Source organism: Nonomuraea muscovyensis (assembly GCF_014207745.1).
Taxonomy (GTDB): Bacteria; Actinomycetota; Actinomycetes; order Streptosporangiales; family Streptosporangiaceae; genus Nonomuraea; species Nonomuraea muscovyensis.
Map to the genome: position 1 here is coordinate 1,125,087 of NZ_JACHJB010000003.1, position 15,058 is coordinate 1,140,144.

At 73.6% G+C, this 15,058-nt stretch carries 11 protein-coding genes; 3 read left to right on the forward strand and 8 right to left on the reverse strand.

Annotation, left to right across the window (positions count from 1 at the left end):
* Positions 1 to 8 precede the first annotated feature (8 nt).
* From FHU36_RS36935 to FHU36_RS46020, 3 genes are all read right to left on the reverse strand, one after another.
* Positions 9 to 1,391: a diaminobutyrate--2-oxoglutarate transaminase gene (locus FHU36_RS36935; RefSeq protein WP_185088667.1), complete on the reverse strand. Its 1,383-nt coding sequence runs from the start codon at positions 1,389 to 1,391 to the stop codon at positions 9 to 11.
* 89 nt (positions 1,392 to 1,480) lie between these two features.
* On the reverse strand, positions 1,481 to 2,722 hold the full coding sequence (locus FHU36_RS36940) for an alanine racemase (RefSeq protein WP_185088668.1): 1,242 nt from the start codon (positions 2,720 to 2,722) through the stop codon (positions 1,481 to 1,483).
* A gap of 246 nt (positions 2,723 to 2,968) precedes the next feature.
* The gene (locus tag FHU36_RS46020) at positions 2,969 to 4,636 is read right to left on the reverse strand and encodes a hypothetical protein (RefSeq protein WP_185088669.1); all 1,668 of its coding nucleotides are present in this window, start codon (positions 4,634 to 4,636) and stop codon (positions 2,969 to 2,971) included.
* Positions 4,637 to 4,765: 129 nt separating this feature from the next.
* On the opposite strand from FHU36_RS46020, the gene FHU36_RS36950 reads away from it, so the two are divergent.
* The gene (locus FHU36_RS36950; RefSeq protein WP_185088670.1) at positions 4,766 to 5,350 is read left to right on the forward strand and encodes an NUDIX hydrolase; all 585 of its coding nucleotides are present in this window, start codon (positions 4,766 to 4,768) and stop codon (positions 5,348 to 5,350) included.
* Between the two features lie 49 nt (positions 5,351 to 5,399).
* On the opposite strand, the gene FHU36_RS36955 is transcribed toward FHU36_RS36950, so the two are convergent.
* On the reverse strand, positions 5,400 to 6,299 hold the full coding sequence (locus tag FHU36_RS36955) for a hypothetical protein (protein ID WP_185088671.1): 900 nt from the start codon (positions 6,297 to 6,299) through the stop codon (positions 5,400 to 5,402).
* Positions 6,300 to 6,404: 105 nt separating this feature from the next.
* Here FHU36_RS36955 and FHU36_RS36960 point away from each other — a divergent pair, with 105 nt between their 5' ends.
* Positions 6,405 to 7,319, forward strand: a complete 915-nt coding sequence (locus FHU36_RS36960; protein WP_185088672.1) for an SDR family oxidoreductase — start codon at positions 6,405 to 6,407, stop codon at positions 7,317 to 7,319.
* Between the two features lie 64 nt (positions 7,320 to 7,383).
* Here the strand turns inward: FHU36_RS36960 and recD2 are convergent, their stop codons facing one another.
* Entirely contained in the window at positions 7,384 to 9,510 is a 2,127-nt protein-coding gene (recD2, locus tag FHU36_RS36965; RefSeq protein WP_246503062.1) for an SF1B family DNA helicase RecD2, read from the reverse strand.
* Positions 9,511 to 9,678: 168 nt separating this feature from the next.
* Positions 9,679 to 11,199 (reverse strand): golvesin C-terminal-like domain-containing protein, encoded by a 1,521-nt coding sequence (locus tag FHU36_RS36970; RefSeq protein ID WP_185088674.1) that lies wholly within the window; start codon positions 11,197 to 11,199, stop codon positions 9,679 to 9,681.
* A gap of 207 nt (positions 11,200 to 11,406) precedes the next feature.
* On the opposite strand from FHU36_RS36970, the gene FHU36_RS46025 reads away from it, so the two are divergent.
* The gene (locus FHU36_RS46025) at positions 11,407 to 13,410 is read left to right on the forward strand and encodes a family 10 glycosylhydrolase (RefSeq protein WP_185088675.1); all 2,004 of its coding nucleotides are present in this window, start codon (positions 11,407 to 11,409) and stop codon (positions 13,408 to 13,410) included.
* Positions 13,411 to 13,485: 75 nt separating this feature from the next.
* Here the strand turns inward: FHU36_RS46025 and FHU36_RS36980 are convergent, their stop codons facing one another.
* Together FHU36_RS36980 and FHU36_RS36985 are read right to left on the reverse strand one after the other, a co-directional pair.
* Complete coding sequence (locus tag FHU36_RS36980; protein ID WP_221497109.1) at positions 13,486 to 14,277, reverse strand: alpha/beta hydrolase; 792 nt, start codon at positions 14,275 to 14,277, stop codon at positions 13,486 to 13,488.
* Positions 14,278 to 14,339: 62 nt separating this feature from the next.
* Positions 14,340 to 15,047 carry a carbonic anhydrase gene (locus FHU36_RS36985; RefSeq protein WP_221497110.1) on the reverse strand — a complete coding sequence of 236 codons (708 nt, stop codon included), beginning with the start codon at positions 15,045 to 15,047 and terminating at the stop codon, positions 14,340 to 14,342.
* Between the last annotated feature and the right edge of the window lie 11 nt (positions 15,048 to 15,058).

A 15,058-nucleotide genomic window follows, 5' to 3' on the forward strand; every position in this document is an offset into this window, starting at 1 on the left:
GTGGATCGTCATGACCGCCGCCCGGCCAGGTGCGGCGAGCTGACCTCGGCGACGGCGTCGGCCAGCCGGTCGAGGACCGCCTCGGCCTGCTCGTCGGTGATCACGAGGGGCGGCAGCAGTCGCACGGTCGAGTCGTAGCGGCCGCCCAGCTCCACGATGAGCCCGCGCTTCAGGCAGGCAGCCCGCACGTCGGCGGCGGTGCGCGGCGCCGCCGGGTGCGCCCCGCACGAGTCGGGAGCGCCCTCCGGATCGACGAGCTCCACACCGATCATCAGCCCGCGCCCCCGGACGTCCCCGATCGCGGGCAGCTCGGCGCGCAGCGCCTCCAGCCGCGCCGTCATGCGGGCGCCCACGGTGGCGGCCCGCCCGGCGAGCCCCTCGTCCGCGACGTGGCGCAGCGTCGCGGTGCCGGCCGCCATGGCGAGCGTGTTGCCGCGGAAGGTCCCCGTGTGCGCGCCGGGCAGCCAGCCGTCGTAGTCCTCGTGGTAGACGAGCACGGCCAGGGGCAGGCTGCCGCCGACGGCCTTGGACAGCACCATCGCGTCGGGCACGATCCCGCTGTGCTCGACCGCCCAGAACTCCCCGGTCCGCCCGACGCCCGTCTGGACCTCGTCGACGATCAGCGGGATCTCGCGCTCGGCGGTGATGCGGCGCATCTCGCGCAGCCAGCCGTCCGGCGCCGGAACCGCGCCGCCCTCGCCCTGCACCGCTTCGAGGATCATCGCGGCGGGCGGGACCACACCGCCCGCCGGGTCGTCGAGCAGCCGCTCGGTGTAGGCGGCCGACAGCTCGGCGCCGCGTTCCCCGCCGACGCCGAACGGGCAGCGGTACGGGTACGGATACGGCAGGCGCGTCACGTCCGCGGCGATCCCGGCGACGGGCTCCTTGACCGCGACGTTCGCGGTGGCGGCCAGCGCGCCCGTGGTCATGCCGTGGTAGGCGCCGGTGAACGCCAGCAGCCCGCGGCGGCCGGTCGCGGTCTGCATGAGCTTCAGGGCCGCTTCCACCGCGTCGGTCCCGGCGGGGCCGCAGAAGTGGATCCGCGCGTGGTCGGCGAAGCCGGCGGGCAGCGTGGCGAACAGGGCGTCGGTGAACTCGTCCTTCTCCGGCGTCGCCAGGTCGAGGACGTGCAGCGGAGCCCCGCTGTCCACGGTGCGGCGGATCGCCTCCAGCACGACCGGGTGGTTGTGGCCGAGGGCCAGTGTGCCCGCGCCCGACAGGCAGTCGAGATAGCGGCGGCCGTCGGCTCCCTCGATCACCATGCCCTCCGCGCGTACCGGGACGATCGGGAAGGAACGGGCGTAGGTGCGCGCCGAGGACTCCCGGTCGCGCTGCCGGCGCAGGACGGCGTCGGGTTCGAGGGTGACCAGGTCGGTCGGGTATGTGGTCATGGATGAGCTCCGTATGGCGTCAAGAGGCACGCGGCCCGGTGAGGTGCGGTGCGGACGCCCGCGACGGGTGACGTCGGGGCGGCGAGGCTTCAGAGCAGGTGGCGCTCGGCCACGGGGTGGCCCAGGAAGCGGTGCATGGCGAACTCCCAGCCGTAGGAGCCCGCGTAGGGAAAGACGACGAGGTCGCCGGCGCGGACGCGGTCCACCCGCACGTCGCGCAGCAGAGTGTCCTCCGGCGTGCACAGCTCGCCGACGACCGTGACCTCGGTGTTCTCGGCCGTCGGGCGCGGGCATCCTTCGGGCCAGCGGTCGATCGGCAGCACCGCCATGTTGTGCACGATGTCCCACGACGTGGGGAGCTGGAAGTGGTTGATGCCACCGCGCAGCACCACGAAGTGCTCGCCGTAGGAGGACTTCACGTCGGTCACCTCGGCGGCGTACCAGCCGCAGTCGGCCACCAGGAACCTGCCCGGCTCCAGCACGACCTTCGCACCGGCGGGCGGCTCGACCTGGGCGGCCAGCTCGCCGAAGCGCGCCACGTCGAACGGCTTCTCGCCCTCGAAGGCGACGCCGATGCCGCCGCCGATGTCGATGTGGCGCAGGTCTACGCCGTGCTCGCGCGCGGTGCGGGTGCTCCACTCGACGCACCAGCGCAGGTAGTCGGCGTGGGCGTCGGCGTCGAGGTTGCCCGAGGCGGCGTGCACGTGGAAGCCGACGAGGTCGAGGCCGGGCAACCCCCGGGCCGCGCGCAGCACGCCGGGCACGTCCGGCTCGGCGACGCCGAACTGCGACGGGACCCCGCCCATGTGCAGGGAGCCCGTGACAGGGATCGCGGCGGGGTTGACGCGGAGCGCCACCCGGGCGGTCACGCCCTCGGCGACCGCGATCCGGCTGATCCGGTGGAGTTCGAGCAGGCTCTCGGCGTTGATGGCCTCGACCTGCTCGCGGACCAGCGCGGTCAGCACGGGGACGGACTTGGCCGGGCCGGCGGCGACCACCGCGGGCGGGCCGTCGTCCGTGGGGCGGGCGTGCAGGGCGAGCTCCAGTTCGGCCCTGGACGCCACCTCGAACCCGTCCACGTGCGGGGCCAGGGCCGCGACGACGCCGGGGAAGGAGTTGGCCTTGACGGCGTAGTAGACGGCTGCCCAGTCCGGCAGCGCGGCGCGCAGTTCGCGGGCCCGTTCGGCGGCGACGGCTCCGTCGTAGACGTAGGCCGAGACGGGCGGGCCGGCCTTGGCCAGGTAGCGGAGCAGCCTGCGCAGCTCGGGGGGCAGCACGTCCACCGGGTAGGCGGAGCGGGGGGCGGCTGAGGGCGGAAGCTGGATCGTCATGAGATTCTGCCTCTGAGGTGACGCGACGGCGACAGGCGTCGATGTCAGGATCTCGGGTAAGGGGGGAGCGGGCGAAGGTCCGATGGGCGGAGGAGGCACGGTTCCCCTTGCGGTATGCGACAGCGGCGGTCCAGGCGCGGGCACGACCCGTAGCTTAGGTAAGGCTAACCTAATATTTTTCACCAGGGTTGGCAAGACGCCGCGGCCGTGACAAGGACACGCCGCTACAAATCAGCAGGAAACGACCTACCAGGCGAGGGTGGACATCGAGTGCTCGCTCTGCCAGACGACACGTGCCGCGCTGCCGGCGGTCCGGAGATCGATCCGGACGAGCTCGTACGACGCCCCGCGCGCCCGCGCGCCGGCCAGTGAGACCAGCAGGTGGCGGCCCGACCGGTCGAGTGTGAAGGTCTGGAGCGTGGCCCCGCCGGAGGCGAACACCGGGCGCTCCCGCGCACCCGGCTCGACGATCGCAATCCGGTGGTCGTGCCACGTGTGGTCACCGGCCCACGAGACGGCCAGCGCGGCGCTGCCCGGGACACCGAGGCCCAGGCCGTCACCACCGGCCGCCAGGGCGTGCAGCTCACGGGCCGCGAGCAGGTCGGATCCGGGCCGCGTCACGTCAAGCGCCAACACCCGCCCCGCCCCGCCTCGCCCCACTCCCGCCTGAGCCGCCTGCTCCTGAGCCGCCCCGTCCTGCGTGGCGCGGTCCTGTGCGGCCCGGTTCTGCGTGGCGCGGTCCTGGGGCGGCACCGCGTGGAAAGCCAGTGTTCCCGCGTCGCGCCAGTGCAGGCCCAACGGTCCGGTGTGAGCGCGTCCCGCGCCGTGCGCGCCGGTCGCGGACCATTCGCGGCGGGGCGCGACCAGCCCGACGAACGTGGTGGCCACGCTCAGGGTGTCGCCCGGGACGGCCACGACGCGGCTGTAGGCGATCTCGCCCCGCGGGGAGACGGCCAGGTCGAGCACCATCCCGGCCAGGTCGCCGCCGACCTGCTCCCCGACGGCCGCGCCGCCGTCCCCGTCCATGACGATCCGGTAGAGGCGCGACGACCGGCCGCCGAACGCCCCGTCGCCCGCCGTGCTCACCGCGGCGAGGTAACCACCCGGCCGGGTGTCGCGCGTGATGGCGGTGTACTGGAAGAACGCCGGATCAGGGGCGGCCAGCATCCTCGGCCCGCCGCCCTCCACCAGGTCCAGCACGGCCAGCCGGTCCCCGATGATCGCCAGCGTGTGCCGGGGAGTGCCGTCCGGCGCGAGCGACTGCTCCGGCTCGCCCGGCGGTAACCGCAGGGTCCCCGCCGCGACCAGCACCGCGACGACCCCGAGGACCGCCGCCGTCGAGACGGGCCACCACGACGCGGACCACCGCGACGCGGGCCACGGCGACACCCCGGGCGAGTGCTCCCGCGGCGCCCGGCCCGCCTCCCACGCCCCGGCCAGGGCCAGCACGGCGGGCGCGAACGTCCAGCCGAGCTGCCCCGCCGACACCGCGTGGACCGCGTCGGGGGCCGCCGTGCAGTCCGCTCCCTCGGGCGTCCAGCCCAGCCGGAGCTGCCCGACCAGGAGCGCGTAGTCGACCGCGACCGCCCCGACGACGGCGAGCGCCGCCCAGATCCGGGCCCAGCCCCGCTCTCCCCGGGCCGCCACCAGCCACGCGCCGAGGGCCACCACGACCGGCAGCCCCATGGCCACCCACGCCTGCACCTCGGAGAGGAGGCCGGACAGCTCCCACTTCCACGGCTCGGCCGTCTCGCCCGCGAACCACGCGCATCCGCCGCCGCCCGCCTGCCTGCCGGGCAGGACCGCCAGGAGACGCGGCCCCGCCAACCGCACCGCCACCACCGCGAAGGCCGCCCACCACCACGCCAGGGCGCGCGAGCGCCACGCCGGTGCGGCCGAAGGGAGTGCTGACAACGACGTTCCCCCGAGTTCGTGCGGAATACCCCCGGGGGAGATCTTGCCACCCTGCACCGACTCTTTGTCCGGGTTGGCCGAATTCCCGGCCGCAGGATGTCCGAATATGCGCCCCGTATGATCACGACCATGTCCGCAGCAACTCCCCACCCGGAGAAGCCACCGCCCCTGACGACGACGCCAGATCCGGAAGCGACACCGCGTCCGGCGGCGACACCGCGCCCGACCGCCCGCGTCCTGCTCGCCGACGCCCAGGACCACGTCCTGCTGTTCCGCGGCCTCGGCCCGGTGAAGAACTCCACCTACGCCTGGTTCACGCCGGGAGGCGGGGTCCACCCCGGCGAGTCGCTGCCCGCCGCAGCCTCCCGCGAACTGCTGGAGGAGACCGGGATCACGCTGCCGCCGGAGGCGTTCGGACCGGTGGTCGCCGTCACCTCCGGACACTGGACCAGCGACGAGGGCGGCCTCTTCTTCGCGCGCGACTCCTACTTCTTCGCCCGCGTGCCCGAGGCGACCGTGGACGTCTCGGGGATGGAGCAGCTCGAACGGTCCCTGCTCGACACCTTCCGCTGGTGGCCGCTCGCCGACCTGCGGCGCACCGCCGACCGCGTCATCCCCCTCGGCCTCGCCGACCTCCTGGAGCCCCTGCTCGCCGGCGACCTCCCCACCACCCCGCTCACCCTGCCCTGGCACCTCCCCGAGCCCACGGAGTAGGGCCCTCAGAGGCGGCCGTGGCGGAGGAGGGTCTGGAGGGCGCGGACGGTCAGAGGCGGCCGTGGCGGAGGAGGGTCTGGACGGCGCGGACGGTGGTGTGGCCGCGCCAGTCCAGGGCGCCCGCCGGCGAGATGGTGGCGTAGTCGACGGTCCATCCGCCGTCGGGCTCCTGCATGCCGGCCAGCCGGTCCAGGTCGGCCGCCACCGCCTCCGGCGACAGCAGCGATGCGGCCGGGCCGTCCGGGGTGGGGACGAAGTCGAGCGGGTGCAGCGTCTCGTCCTCGGTGCCGCCCTCGACGTGCATCCGGCCGTCGGACGGCAGGTACGTGCCCAGGCGGGCGACGAGGCCGGCGGCCTCGGGCCGGGTGTCGTGCACGGCGTCCAGGAACCTCAGCGCGAACGCCAGCACGTACGCGTGCGGCGTCTCCTCGATGGCCTCGACGGTGGTCAGGCAGTAGCGGGTGGCCCGGTCGAGCCAGGGGTGGGCGGCCACGGCCGGGTCGTGCGCGGCGACCCGGTGGGCCGCGGCGGCCGTGACGGCGGTGATCTGCAGCGACGACACCGACGGGTCGGCGCCGAGCCACCAGGGGGCGCACCCGGCGGCGGCGGTGACGGGCAGGGCGAACGGCAGGCCGCCGTCGGGCAGGGTGACCGAGTCGAGCCAGTCGCACAGCTCCACCGCCCGCGCGGAGGTGGCCGGGGCGATGTCCTCGAACACCTCGAAGGCGTGCGCCGCCGCCCCCGGCTGGCTCTCGGGGGAGCGCAGGTCGGGTTCGAGCCCCCAGCCGTAGCCCCCGTCGGGGTTGCGGTAGCCGTCGAGCGCGGCCAGCGCACCCGGCACGGCGCCGTCGCCGCGGGCCGTCTCGGTCATCAGGTCGAAGCGGCGGCGGTCCAGCGGACGCGCGTGGGTGGCCATGAAGGCGGCCGCCGCGGAAAGGTCGATGCTCATGCCTTCCATCGTCGCGCCACGGCCGCGCCGCGCTCTTGTAGAAATCGGCCACGGCACCCGGAAAAGATGACAGCCCTTGTCGGGTATTCGTGTCAGGCTCGCCCCATGAACGACACGCTTAAGGGCAAGGTGGCACTGGTCGCGGGCGGGACGCGAGGCGCGGGACGCGGGATCGCAGTGGAGCTGGGGGCGGCCGGGGCGACCGTCTACGTCACCGGCCGGACGACCCGGCAGGAGCGCTCCGAGTACGGGCGGCCGGAGACGATCGAGGAGACCGCCGAGCTGGTGGACCAGGCCGGCGGGCACGGCATTCCGATACGGGTCGACCATCTGGATGGCGACCAGGTGCGCGCCCTCGTCGAGCGGATCGACCGCGACCACGGCCGGCTGGACCTCCTCGTCAACGACGTGTGGGGCGGCGACCCCCTCGCCGAGTGGGATAGGCCGCTGTGGGAGCAGGACCTCGACAAGGGCATGCGGCTGCTCCGGCTCGCCATCGACACGCACATCATCACCAGCCACCACGCGCTGCCGCTGCTGATGCGGAACCCCGGCGGGCTGGTGGTGGAGATGACCGACGGAACCAAGGAGTACAACGACACGAACTACCGGGTCTCCTTCTTCTACGACCTGGCCAAGACCGCCGTGATCAGGCTCGCGTTCGCCCAGGCCCACGAGCTGAAGGAGCGCGGCTGCGCGGCGGTGGCGCTGACGCCGGGCTGGCTGCGCTCGGAGATGATGCTGGACATCTACAAGGTGCGGGAGGACAACTGGCGCGACGCCACCGCGGCCGAGCCGCACTTCGCGATCTCCGAGTCGCCCCGGTTCACCGGGCGGGCGGTGGCGGCTCTGGCGGCCGACCCCGATGTCATGCGGTGGAACGGGCAGTCGCTGTCGTCGGGGCAGCTCGCGCAGGTGTACGGGTTCACCGACGTGGACGGCTCGCGGCCCGACGCCTGGCGCTACATCGTCGAGGTCCAGGACGCGGGCAAGCCGGCCGACACCACCGGCTACCGCTGATCCCCGGCCCGGGGTGATGCCGTGGGCGCGCAGCGGTGGTGCGGGCGTGTCGCCGAACGCCGGGTCAGCCCTGGAGGGTCTGGACGAGACGGCGGGTGAGGCCGGTGTTGCGGCGGCCGCCGAGGCGGTGGACGGCGAGTTCGAGGGCCTCGCGCGCGCCCACCAGCACCACCCACGAGCGGGCCCGGGTGACCAGGGTGTAGAGGAGGCGGCGGCGCAGCATGACGCCACCCGACTCGGCCACGATCGGGGCCACCACGAACGGGTATTCGCTGCCCTGCGAGCGGTGCACGCTGATGGCGTAGGCGTGGGTCAGGTCGTCGAGCTCGTCGAAGCCGTAGCCGACCGTGTCGCCGTCGTCGATGCGGACCTCCACGAGGCGGTCCTCCGGCAGGACGCGGGTCACGGTGCCGGTCTCGCCGTTGAAGACGCCCTTGTCGTAGTTGTTGCGGATCGGCATCACCCGGTCGCCGACGCGGAAGACCGAGGAGCCCGACCAGTGCTCGGGGACGCCGTCGCGGGCGGGGTTGAGACGTTCCTGGATCATGCGGCCGACCTCCGCGGTGCCGGCCGCGCCCTTGCGCATCGGGCAGAGCACCTGCACCTGGCCCGGGTCCACGCCCTGCTTGCGCGGGATGGCCTCGGTGGCCAGGTGGGCGACGCGCTCGGCCACGGCGGCCGGGTCGTCGAGCTCCTCGAACCAGAACCCGCCGCCGCCGGGCAGCCGGGGCAGCTCGCCGGCGCGGATGCGATGGGCGGTCGAGACGATGCCGCTGCCCTCGGCCTGCCGGAAGACGTGGGTGAGCCGGACGCGCGGGAGGTCCTCGACGCGCAGCAGGTCGGCCAGCACGCTGCCGGGGCCGATGCTCGGGAGCTGGTCACTGTCGCCGACGAACAGCAGGTGGCTGCCGGACGGGACCGCCGAGCACAGCCGCGTGGCCAGGTGCAGGTCGAGCATGGACACCTCGTCCACCACGATCAGGTCGGCCTGCGCGGGCGCCTGGTCGAACAGGGCGTCGGGGTCGGGCTGGTGGGCCAGCATCCGGTGCACGGTCATCGCGGGCAGCCCGGTCAGCTCCGACAGGCGCTTGGCGGCCTTGCCGGTGGGCGCGGCCAGCGTGACGGTGCCGCCCATGGCTCGCGCCGTCGCCGCGATCACCCGCACGGTGTGGCTCTTGCCGCAGCCCGGCCCGCCGGTGAGGATCGAGACGGTGCTGGTCAGCGCCATGGTCACCGCGGCCCGCTGGTCGTCGTGCAGCCCGGGGTCCTCCTGGAACGGGCGCAGCGGCAGCGTCGAACGGGCCCGCCACAGCCTGGCCAGCTCGTCGGCCAGCTTGACCTCGCGGGCGTGCAGCTCCTTGGAGTAGACGACGATCTGCTCGGGGCCGGCCTCGACGACCACCCGGCGCTCGGCCGTGAGCGCGTCGACCATCGGCCGCACCAGCTCCTGGTCGAGCTCGACCAGCTCGGCGGTCTGCGTGAGCAGCGCGGTCATCGACAGGTGGCAGTGGCCGCCGCGCACCGCCGCGCTCTCCAGCCGGTCGAGGACGGCCGCCTTGATCCGCTGCGGGCTGCGCTCGGACACCCCGGACCGGAGCGCGATCCGGTCGGCCGTGGGGAAGGCGACGCCGCGCACCCGCCCGATGAGCTGGTAGGGGTCGGCGGCCAGGACGCCGGCCGAGTCGGGGCCGTACACCTGGTAGATCTTGGCGGCGAGCAGCGGGCTGATGCCGTAGCCCTGCAGGACCACCATCAGCGCGGCGATCTCCTTCTGCTCCTTCCACGCCTCGACGATCTGGGCCTGCCGGGCCGGGCCGATGTTGACGACCTCGGTGAGCCGTTCGGGCCGGGTGTCGATGACGGTCAGCGTCCGCTCGCCGAAGTGGCTGACGATGGCGTGGGCGAGGCGCGGCCCGATGCCGCGGATCAGGCCGGAGCCGAGGTAGAGCTGGATCGCGCGCACGGTCGACGGGACGATCCGCTCGCACGCCGTGACCTGGAACCTGCTGCCGTGGCGGGGGTGCTCGCCCCACGCGCCGGCCAGCCTGAGCGTCTCGCCGGGCTGGATCCCGGCCAGCGCCCGCCCGGACGCGACGAACCCGGGACCGCTGTCGGCGCTCATCCGGGCGACGGTGTAGCCGTCGTCGCGGACGTAGACCAGCTGCTCGACCGAGGCGTCCACCGCAGACATCCCATCATCCGGGTACTGCATCGCAGCTTAGGAGATGGGACCGACAGACCGCGCGGGGACGGACCGCACGGCCGGCGCCGGAGAGGGACAGCACGGTTCTTGAAGGGAGGGACCGCACGGCCCGCGCCCGTCCAGGAGGTAGGCAAACGGGCACGGGCCGGGCGAGTCTCACACGCGGCTGATGCGCACCGCGTCCGCGATGACGTAGCCGGTGCCCGAAGTCCACCGGCTGACGCCCACCACGTTCTTGGTTCCCGCGCTGAGCGAGAACGTCCCGATCGTGCGCCAGGCGCCGCCGCCCGAGCGCTGGTCGACGTAGACGGTCTGGTTGCCGCTCGACGTCGCCACGATGTACGGGGCCGAGCTGTTGTAGCCCGGGTCGGCCGGGTACCAGACGTCCACCCGGTAGTTGCCCGCGCTGGGGATGGCCGCGGAGAACCAGGCCGGGTCGCTGGCCTCGACCGGGCTCGCGAACCGGTAGTCGGCGCCGTGCCGGTCACTGGAGTAGGCGGAGGTGCCCCAGTTGGCGCCGGCCGTGAACTGGCCGGAGGCGTTGTCCACGGTGGTGGTCCACGACGGGGTGCCCGTGTCGCCGGTCACGTAGTTCATGTACGTGGTCCAGTTCCAGTGCGGGCCGGGGTCGGTGTGCGTGGCGCCGGGCACCTGGTTGTGGCCGATGATGTGGGTGCGGTCCTTGGGGATGCCGTACTTGTTGCAGATGGCGCGGGTCAGGGCGGCCGAGGCGCGGTACATGGCGTCGGTGAACCAGGAGGCGTCGCTGACCCAGCCCTCGTGCTCGATGCCGATGGAGCGGGTGTTGTAGGTCCAGTTGCCCGCGTGCCAGGCGATGTCCTTGTCGCGCACCATCTGGGTGATGGCGCCGTTGGACGACTTGACGACGTAGTGCGCGGAGACGTTGGCGCTGGGGTTCTGGAACCACGAGATGGTGCCCGCGTACGAGCCCTGGGTGACGTGGATGATCACCCGGTCGATGGCGTAGCTGGACTCGCGGCTGGAGACGGTGTAGTTGCCGGAGTTGGCCGCCACCCAGGCGGCGTCCGGGTAGTCGGGGCTGGCCACGGCGGCCTCGGCGTTCAGGTCGCGGGCGCCCGCGAGGGCGCCGCGGTCCGCGGTGATCTCCTGCGGCTTGACCGTCACGCCGCGCGCGTCGAGGCCGAGGCCGAGCAACTCGTAGACGGCGTCGGCGTACAGGCGGGCGAGCTCGGGTGAGGAGGCGTTGCCGTACCTGGCCACGGCCTGGTACCAGCGGCCGGCGTCCTTGCGGGCGGCCTCGTCGAGGCCCAGCTCGTCGGCGTGGGCGCGCAGGACGGCCGCGCCGCCGAGGATGTTGGCGGCGTCGTCGGCCTTGAGCTTGTCAACGGGTGTCCTGGTGAGTTCGGCGGCCTTCTCCAGGGCCTTCGTGGTCGGGTTGCTGACCAGGTGCATGACGCCGTAGCCGCCGCTGGCGCTGGGCTCGCCGCCGTGGCCGTCGAGGTGGGTCTCGGCGTAGGCGAGGGCGACGAGCAGGTCGCGGGGCACGTCGTGCTCGGCCGCCGCGCGGTCGAACGCGGCCGGCAGGTCGGCGGCCCGCTGCAGGGGCTGGGCGGTGGCGGGCTGGCCGGCGATGAGGAGGAGGGAGGTGAGGGCGGAGGTGACGAGAGCGACTAATCGCGTGCGGGCGAACCTCATGGGGGGCTCCTCGTTGGGGGGCAACGGGTGCACAGTAAGGGACATTAATGACAAATGTCGATAATTGACATTACCGGGGAGTTAGTTGAAACTTTTCGCCTGCACCGGAGAGAAGTCAGGGGCCGGGGTCAGGCGCCAGCCTGGGGCTCCAGGACGCATACGTGAAGACTATTGACGTCCTCTGTAAGGTCGCTGAAACTTCTCTTCGTGACCCCCCTGCGGACCCTCCTGGTGGTCCTCACCCTCGCGCTGGTCGGCGCCGTCGCCCCCGTCTCGCCTCTCCCCGCAGCCTCCTCCACGGTGGCCTCCTCCACGGGCGCCTCCACGGCCGCCTCCACGGTGGCCTGCGCCACCGATCCCGCGACGCCCAAGCGACAGCTCCGCGCGATGTGGATCTCCTCCGTGGCCAACATCGACTGGCCGAGCCGCACCGGGCTCACCGCGTCCGCCCAGCAGGCGGAGTTCCGCGCCTGGCTCGACCTGGCCGTGGCCCGGCGCATGAACGCCGTCGTCGTGCAGGTCAGGCCGACGGCCGACGCGTTCTGGCCGTCGCCGCACGAGCCGTGGTCGCAGTGGCTGACAGGTACGCAGGGCGGCGACCCCGGCTACGACCCGCTCGCCTTCATGGTCGCCGAGGCCCACGCCCGCAACCTGGAGCTGCACGCCTGGTTCAACCCGTACCGGGTGGCCAACCACGACGACGTGAACACGCTGGTGGCGAGCCACCCGGCACGTAGGAACCCCTCCTGGCGCTTCGCCTACGGCGGCAAGCTCTACTACAACCCCGGCCTCCCGGCCGTCCGCGCCTTCATCCAGGACGCCATCATGGACGCCGTCACCCGCTACGACCTCGACGGCGTGCACCTCGACGACTACTTCTACCCCTATCCGGTCAGCGGCCAGACCATCCCCGACAGCGCCGCCTACAACGAGTACGGCGGCGGCTTCGCCAACGTCCACGACTGGCGGCGCGAGAACGTCAACCTCCTCATCCGGGAGCTCGACCAGCGCATCCACCAGGCCAAGCCGCACGTCTCCTTCGGCGTCAGCCCGTTCGGCATCTGGCGCAACGCCGCGACCGACCCGCTCGGCTCGGCCACCTCGGGGCTGCAGTCCTACGACGCGATCTACGCCGACAGCAGGCGGTGGGTGAAGGAGGGCTGGGTCGACTACGTGGCCCCGCAGATCTACTGGCACATCGGGCACGCCGCGGCCGACTACGCCGTGCTCACCGCCTGGTGGGCGCAGACCGTACGAGGCACCGGCGTGCAGCTCGTCATCGGCCAGGCCGCCTACCGGGCGGGCGCCTCGGGCCAGGACGCGGCCTGGCAGGACCCGGCCGAACTGAGCGACCACCTGCACGTCAACCGGCGTCATCCCGAGGTGTCCGGCGACATCCACTTCAGCGCCAAGGACGTCAAGGCCAACCGCATCAACGCCTTCGGCACGCTCGCAGCCGCCCACTACACCCGGCCGGCGCTCCTGCCGGCCCGCGGCACCGCCGCCGCCCCGGCCGCCCCCGTGCTCGGCTCCGCCACCCGCGGGTCCGGCGGCGTCGCGCTGACCTGGCAGGGCCAGGCGACGGCGTACGCCGTCTACCGAGTGGACGGCACGCCCTCCGCAGCCGACCCGTGCGCCTTCGCCGACGCCCGCAACCTCCTCGCCACGACCAGGAAGACCACGTTCACCGACACCACGGCCGCCGCCACGGCCGCCTACACCTACTACGTGACGGCGCTCGGCCGTACCCACCAGGAGAGCGGACCCAGCGCGGGCAAGGCCGTGCCGGGCTCCGGCGGCGGCGCCTTCAGCGTGGTCGTGGACAACGCCGCGGCCGCCTTCACCGCGGGGCCGTCCTGGGGCACCTCCACCTACTCCAGCCAGCTCCACGGCACCGACTACCGCTTCGCCGAGCCCGTCGCGGCCAGCGACCCGGCCTGGTTCCGGGCCGCGATCCCCAGCGCGGGCAGCTACCGGGTCGAGGTCTGGTATCCGGCCAACGCCGGTTACAACAGCGCCACGCCGTACATGGTCGCGGCGAGCGGGGGGAACCGTACGGTCACCGTGGACCAGCGGACGGGCGGCGGCGCCTGGCGGGCCCTCGGGACGTTCACCCTCGACGCGGGGACCTACAACGTGGTCGGCGTGAGCCGCTGGACGTCGGCGGCCGGCTACGTCATCGCCGACGCGGTCCGCATCACCAAGGTCTGACCCGGGCGGCGCCGACCGGAGCCGCCCGGTGGGCGGCGCCGGTCAGGGCGGTCGGTCTGTGCGGCCGCGCGCCCGTCAGCTCCAGCCGCGCGCCCGGAGGAAGGCGGCGCACCGCCGGGTCCAGTCGCCGGCCACGGGGTCGGCCTCGGCCAGCCCGAGACCGTGGACGCCGCTCGGGTACACGTGCGCCTCCACGGGCACGCGGTGGCGAGCCAGTGCGCTCGCCAGCATGAGCGTGTTGTCCACCGGCACGGAGGCGTCGTCGGCCGTGTGCCAGAGGAACATCGGCGGGGTGGCCGGGCCGACCCTGCGCTCGATCGACAGGGCCGCGGGATCGTCCCCGCCCGGACCGAGGAGGTTGGCGACGCAGCCCTGGTGTGCGGCCGGGCTGGTGAGCGTGACGACGGGATAGCACAGCACCGCCAGGCCGGGGCGGGGGTCGCCCGCGTCGATCTCGTCGTGCGGGCCCTCCGGCAGCATGGGCCCCGTGCCGGTGGCGAGCAGCCCCGCCAGGTGCCCGCCGGCGGAGAACCCGAGCACGCCGACCCGCAGCGGGTCCACGCCGTGCCGGGCCGCGTGGTGCCTGACCCAGCGCACGGCCCTGGCGGCGTCCAGCAGCGGCAGCGGGTGGCGGTGCGGCGCGACCCGGTAGCGCACCACGAAGGCGGCGACGCCCAGCGAGTTCAGCCACCGCGCCACCGGCGCCCCCTCGTGCTCGGCGAGGTGGCCATACCCGCCGCCGGGGAAGATCAGGATGGCCGGGCCCGGCCGGGCGGAGGGGACGGGGAACGCGCTGATCAGCGCCTCGTCCCAGCCGTGCCGCCGGCCGTCGGGCCACAACGGGTGGTCGCTCAAGATGCCCCTCACGTCGCCGAGTGCCGTGTTCGCCACAGCCCGCCATGGAGCGGCCTCCCGGACGGGCGCCCCGGTCACACGAGGCGGGTGACCTCGTAGGTGTCGATCGAGTAGTAGCCGCCGATCACCTTGAGCTTGCCCTTGGCGATGCGGGGGGCGAACAGCTTGTCCTTCTTGAGCTGGTTCACCACGTCGAGGGTGTTGAGGCGGATCATCTTGTCGACGTCGCCGCCCGAGCGCTTGTAGGCCGACTGCAGGGAGGTGGCGATCCTGTTCAGCTCGCCCGGCAGCTTCCTGTGCTCCTGCAGCGACTCGGCGGCGGCCGTGACCGCGCCGCAGCGCTGGTGGCCGAGCACGACGACGAGCGGGGTCCCCAGCTCGGCAGGGCCGTACTCCGCGGAGCCCGTGACCAGCGGGTCGATGGTGTGCCCGGCGGTCCGCAGCACGAACAGGTCGCCCAGCCCGGTGTCGAAGACCAGCTCGGGCGGCACGCGGGAGTCGATGCACGAGAAGACGACCGCGAAGGGGTCCTGCTTCCGCGCGAGCGCCGCGCGCCGGGCGGCGTCCTGGTGGGGATGGGTGGCGGCGCCGCTGGCCCAGCGGCGGTTGCCTTCGCGCAGGGCCGCCCACGCCGCGTCGGGGGTGCCGGGGCGCTCGTCGGGCGCGACGCCGGCCGCCGCCTGCGCGAACAGGGCGCCGCCCGCGGCGGTGCCCGCGGCCAGACCGCCGGCGACGAGACCGGCACGCAGCAGGCCACGCCGGTCGAACATGTCATTTCGCATGGGCTGGAGTA

What these genes read in the sequence shown, in the direction of transcription:
- FHU36_RS36935 (WP_185088667.1), bottom strand. Translation starts at nt 1,391, where the DNA reads ATGACCACATACCCGACCGACCTGGTCACCCTCGAACCCGACGCCGTC.
- FHU36_RS36940 (WP_185088668.1), bottom strand. Translation starts at nt 2,722, where the DNA reads ATGACGATCCAGCTTCCGCCCTCAGCCGCCCCCCGCTCCGCCTACCCG.
- FHU36_RS36950 (WP_185088670.1), top strand. Translation starts at nt 4,766, where the DNA reads ATGTCCGCAGCAACTCCCCACCCGGAGAAGCCACCGCCCCTGACGACG.
- FHU36_RS36955 (WP_185088671.1), bottom strand. Translation starts at nt 6,299, where the DNA reads ATGAGCATCGACCTTTCCGCGGCGGCCGCCTTCATGGCCACCCACGCG.
- FHU36_RS36960 (WP_185088672.1), top strand. Translation starts at nt 6,405, where the DNA reads ATGAACGACACGCTTAAGGGCAAGGTGGCACTGGTCGCGGGCGGGACG.
- recD2 (WP_246503062.1), bottom strand. Translation starts at nt 9,510, where the DNA reads ATGTCTGCGGTGGACGCCTCGGTCGAGCAGCTGGTCTACGTCCGCGAC.
- FHU36_RS36970 (WP_185088674.1), bottom strand. Translation starts at nt 11,199, where the DNA reads ATGAGGTTCGCCCGCACGCGATTAGTCGCTCTCGTCACCTCCGCCCTC.
- FHU36_RS36985 (WP_221497110.1), bottom strand. Translation starts at nt 15,047, where the DNA reads ATGCGAAATGACATGTTCGACCGGCGTGGCCTGCTGCGTGCCGGTCTC.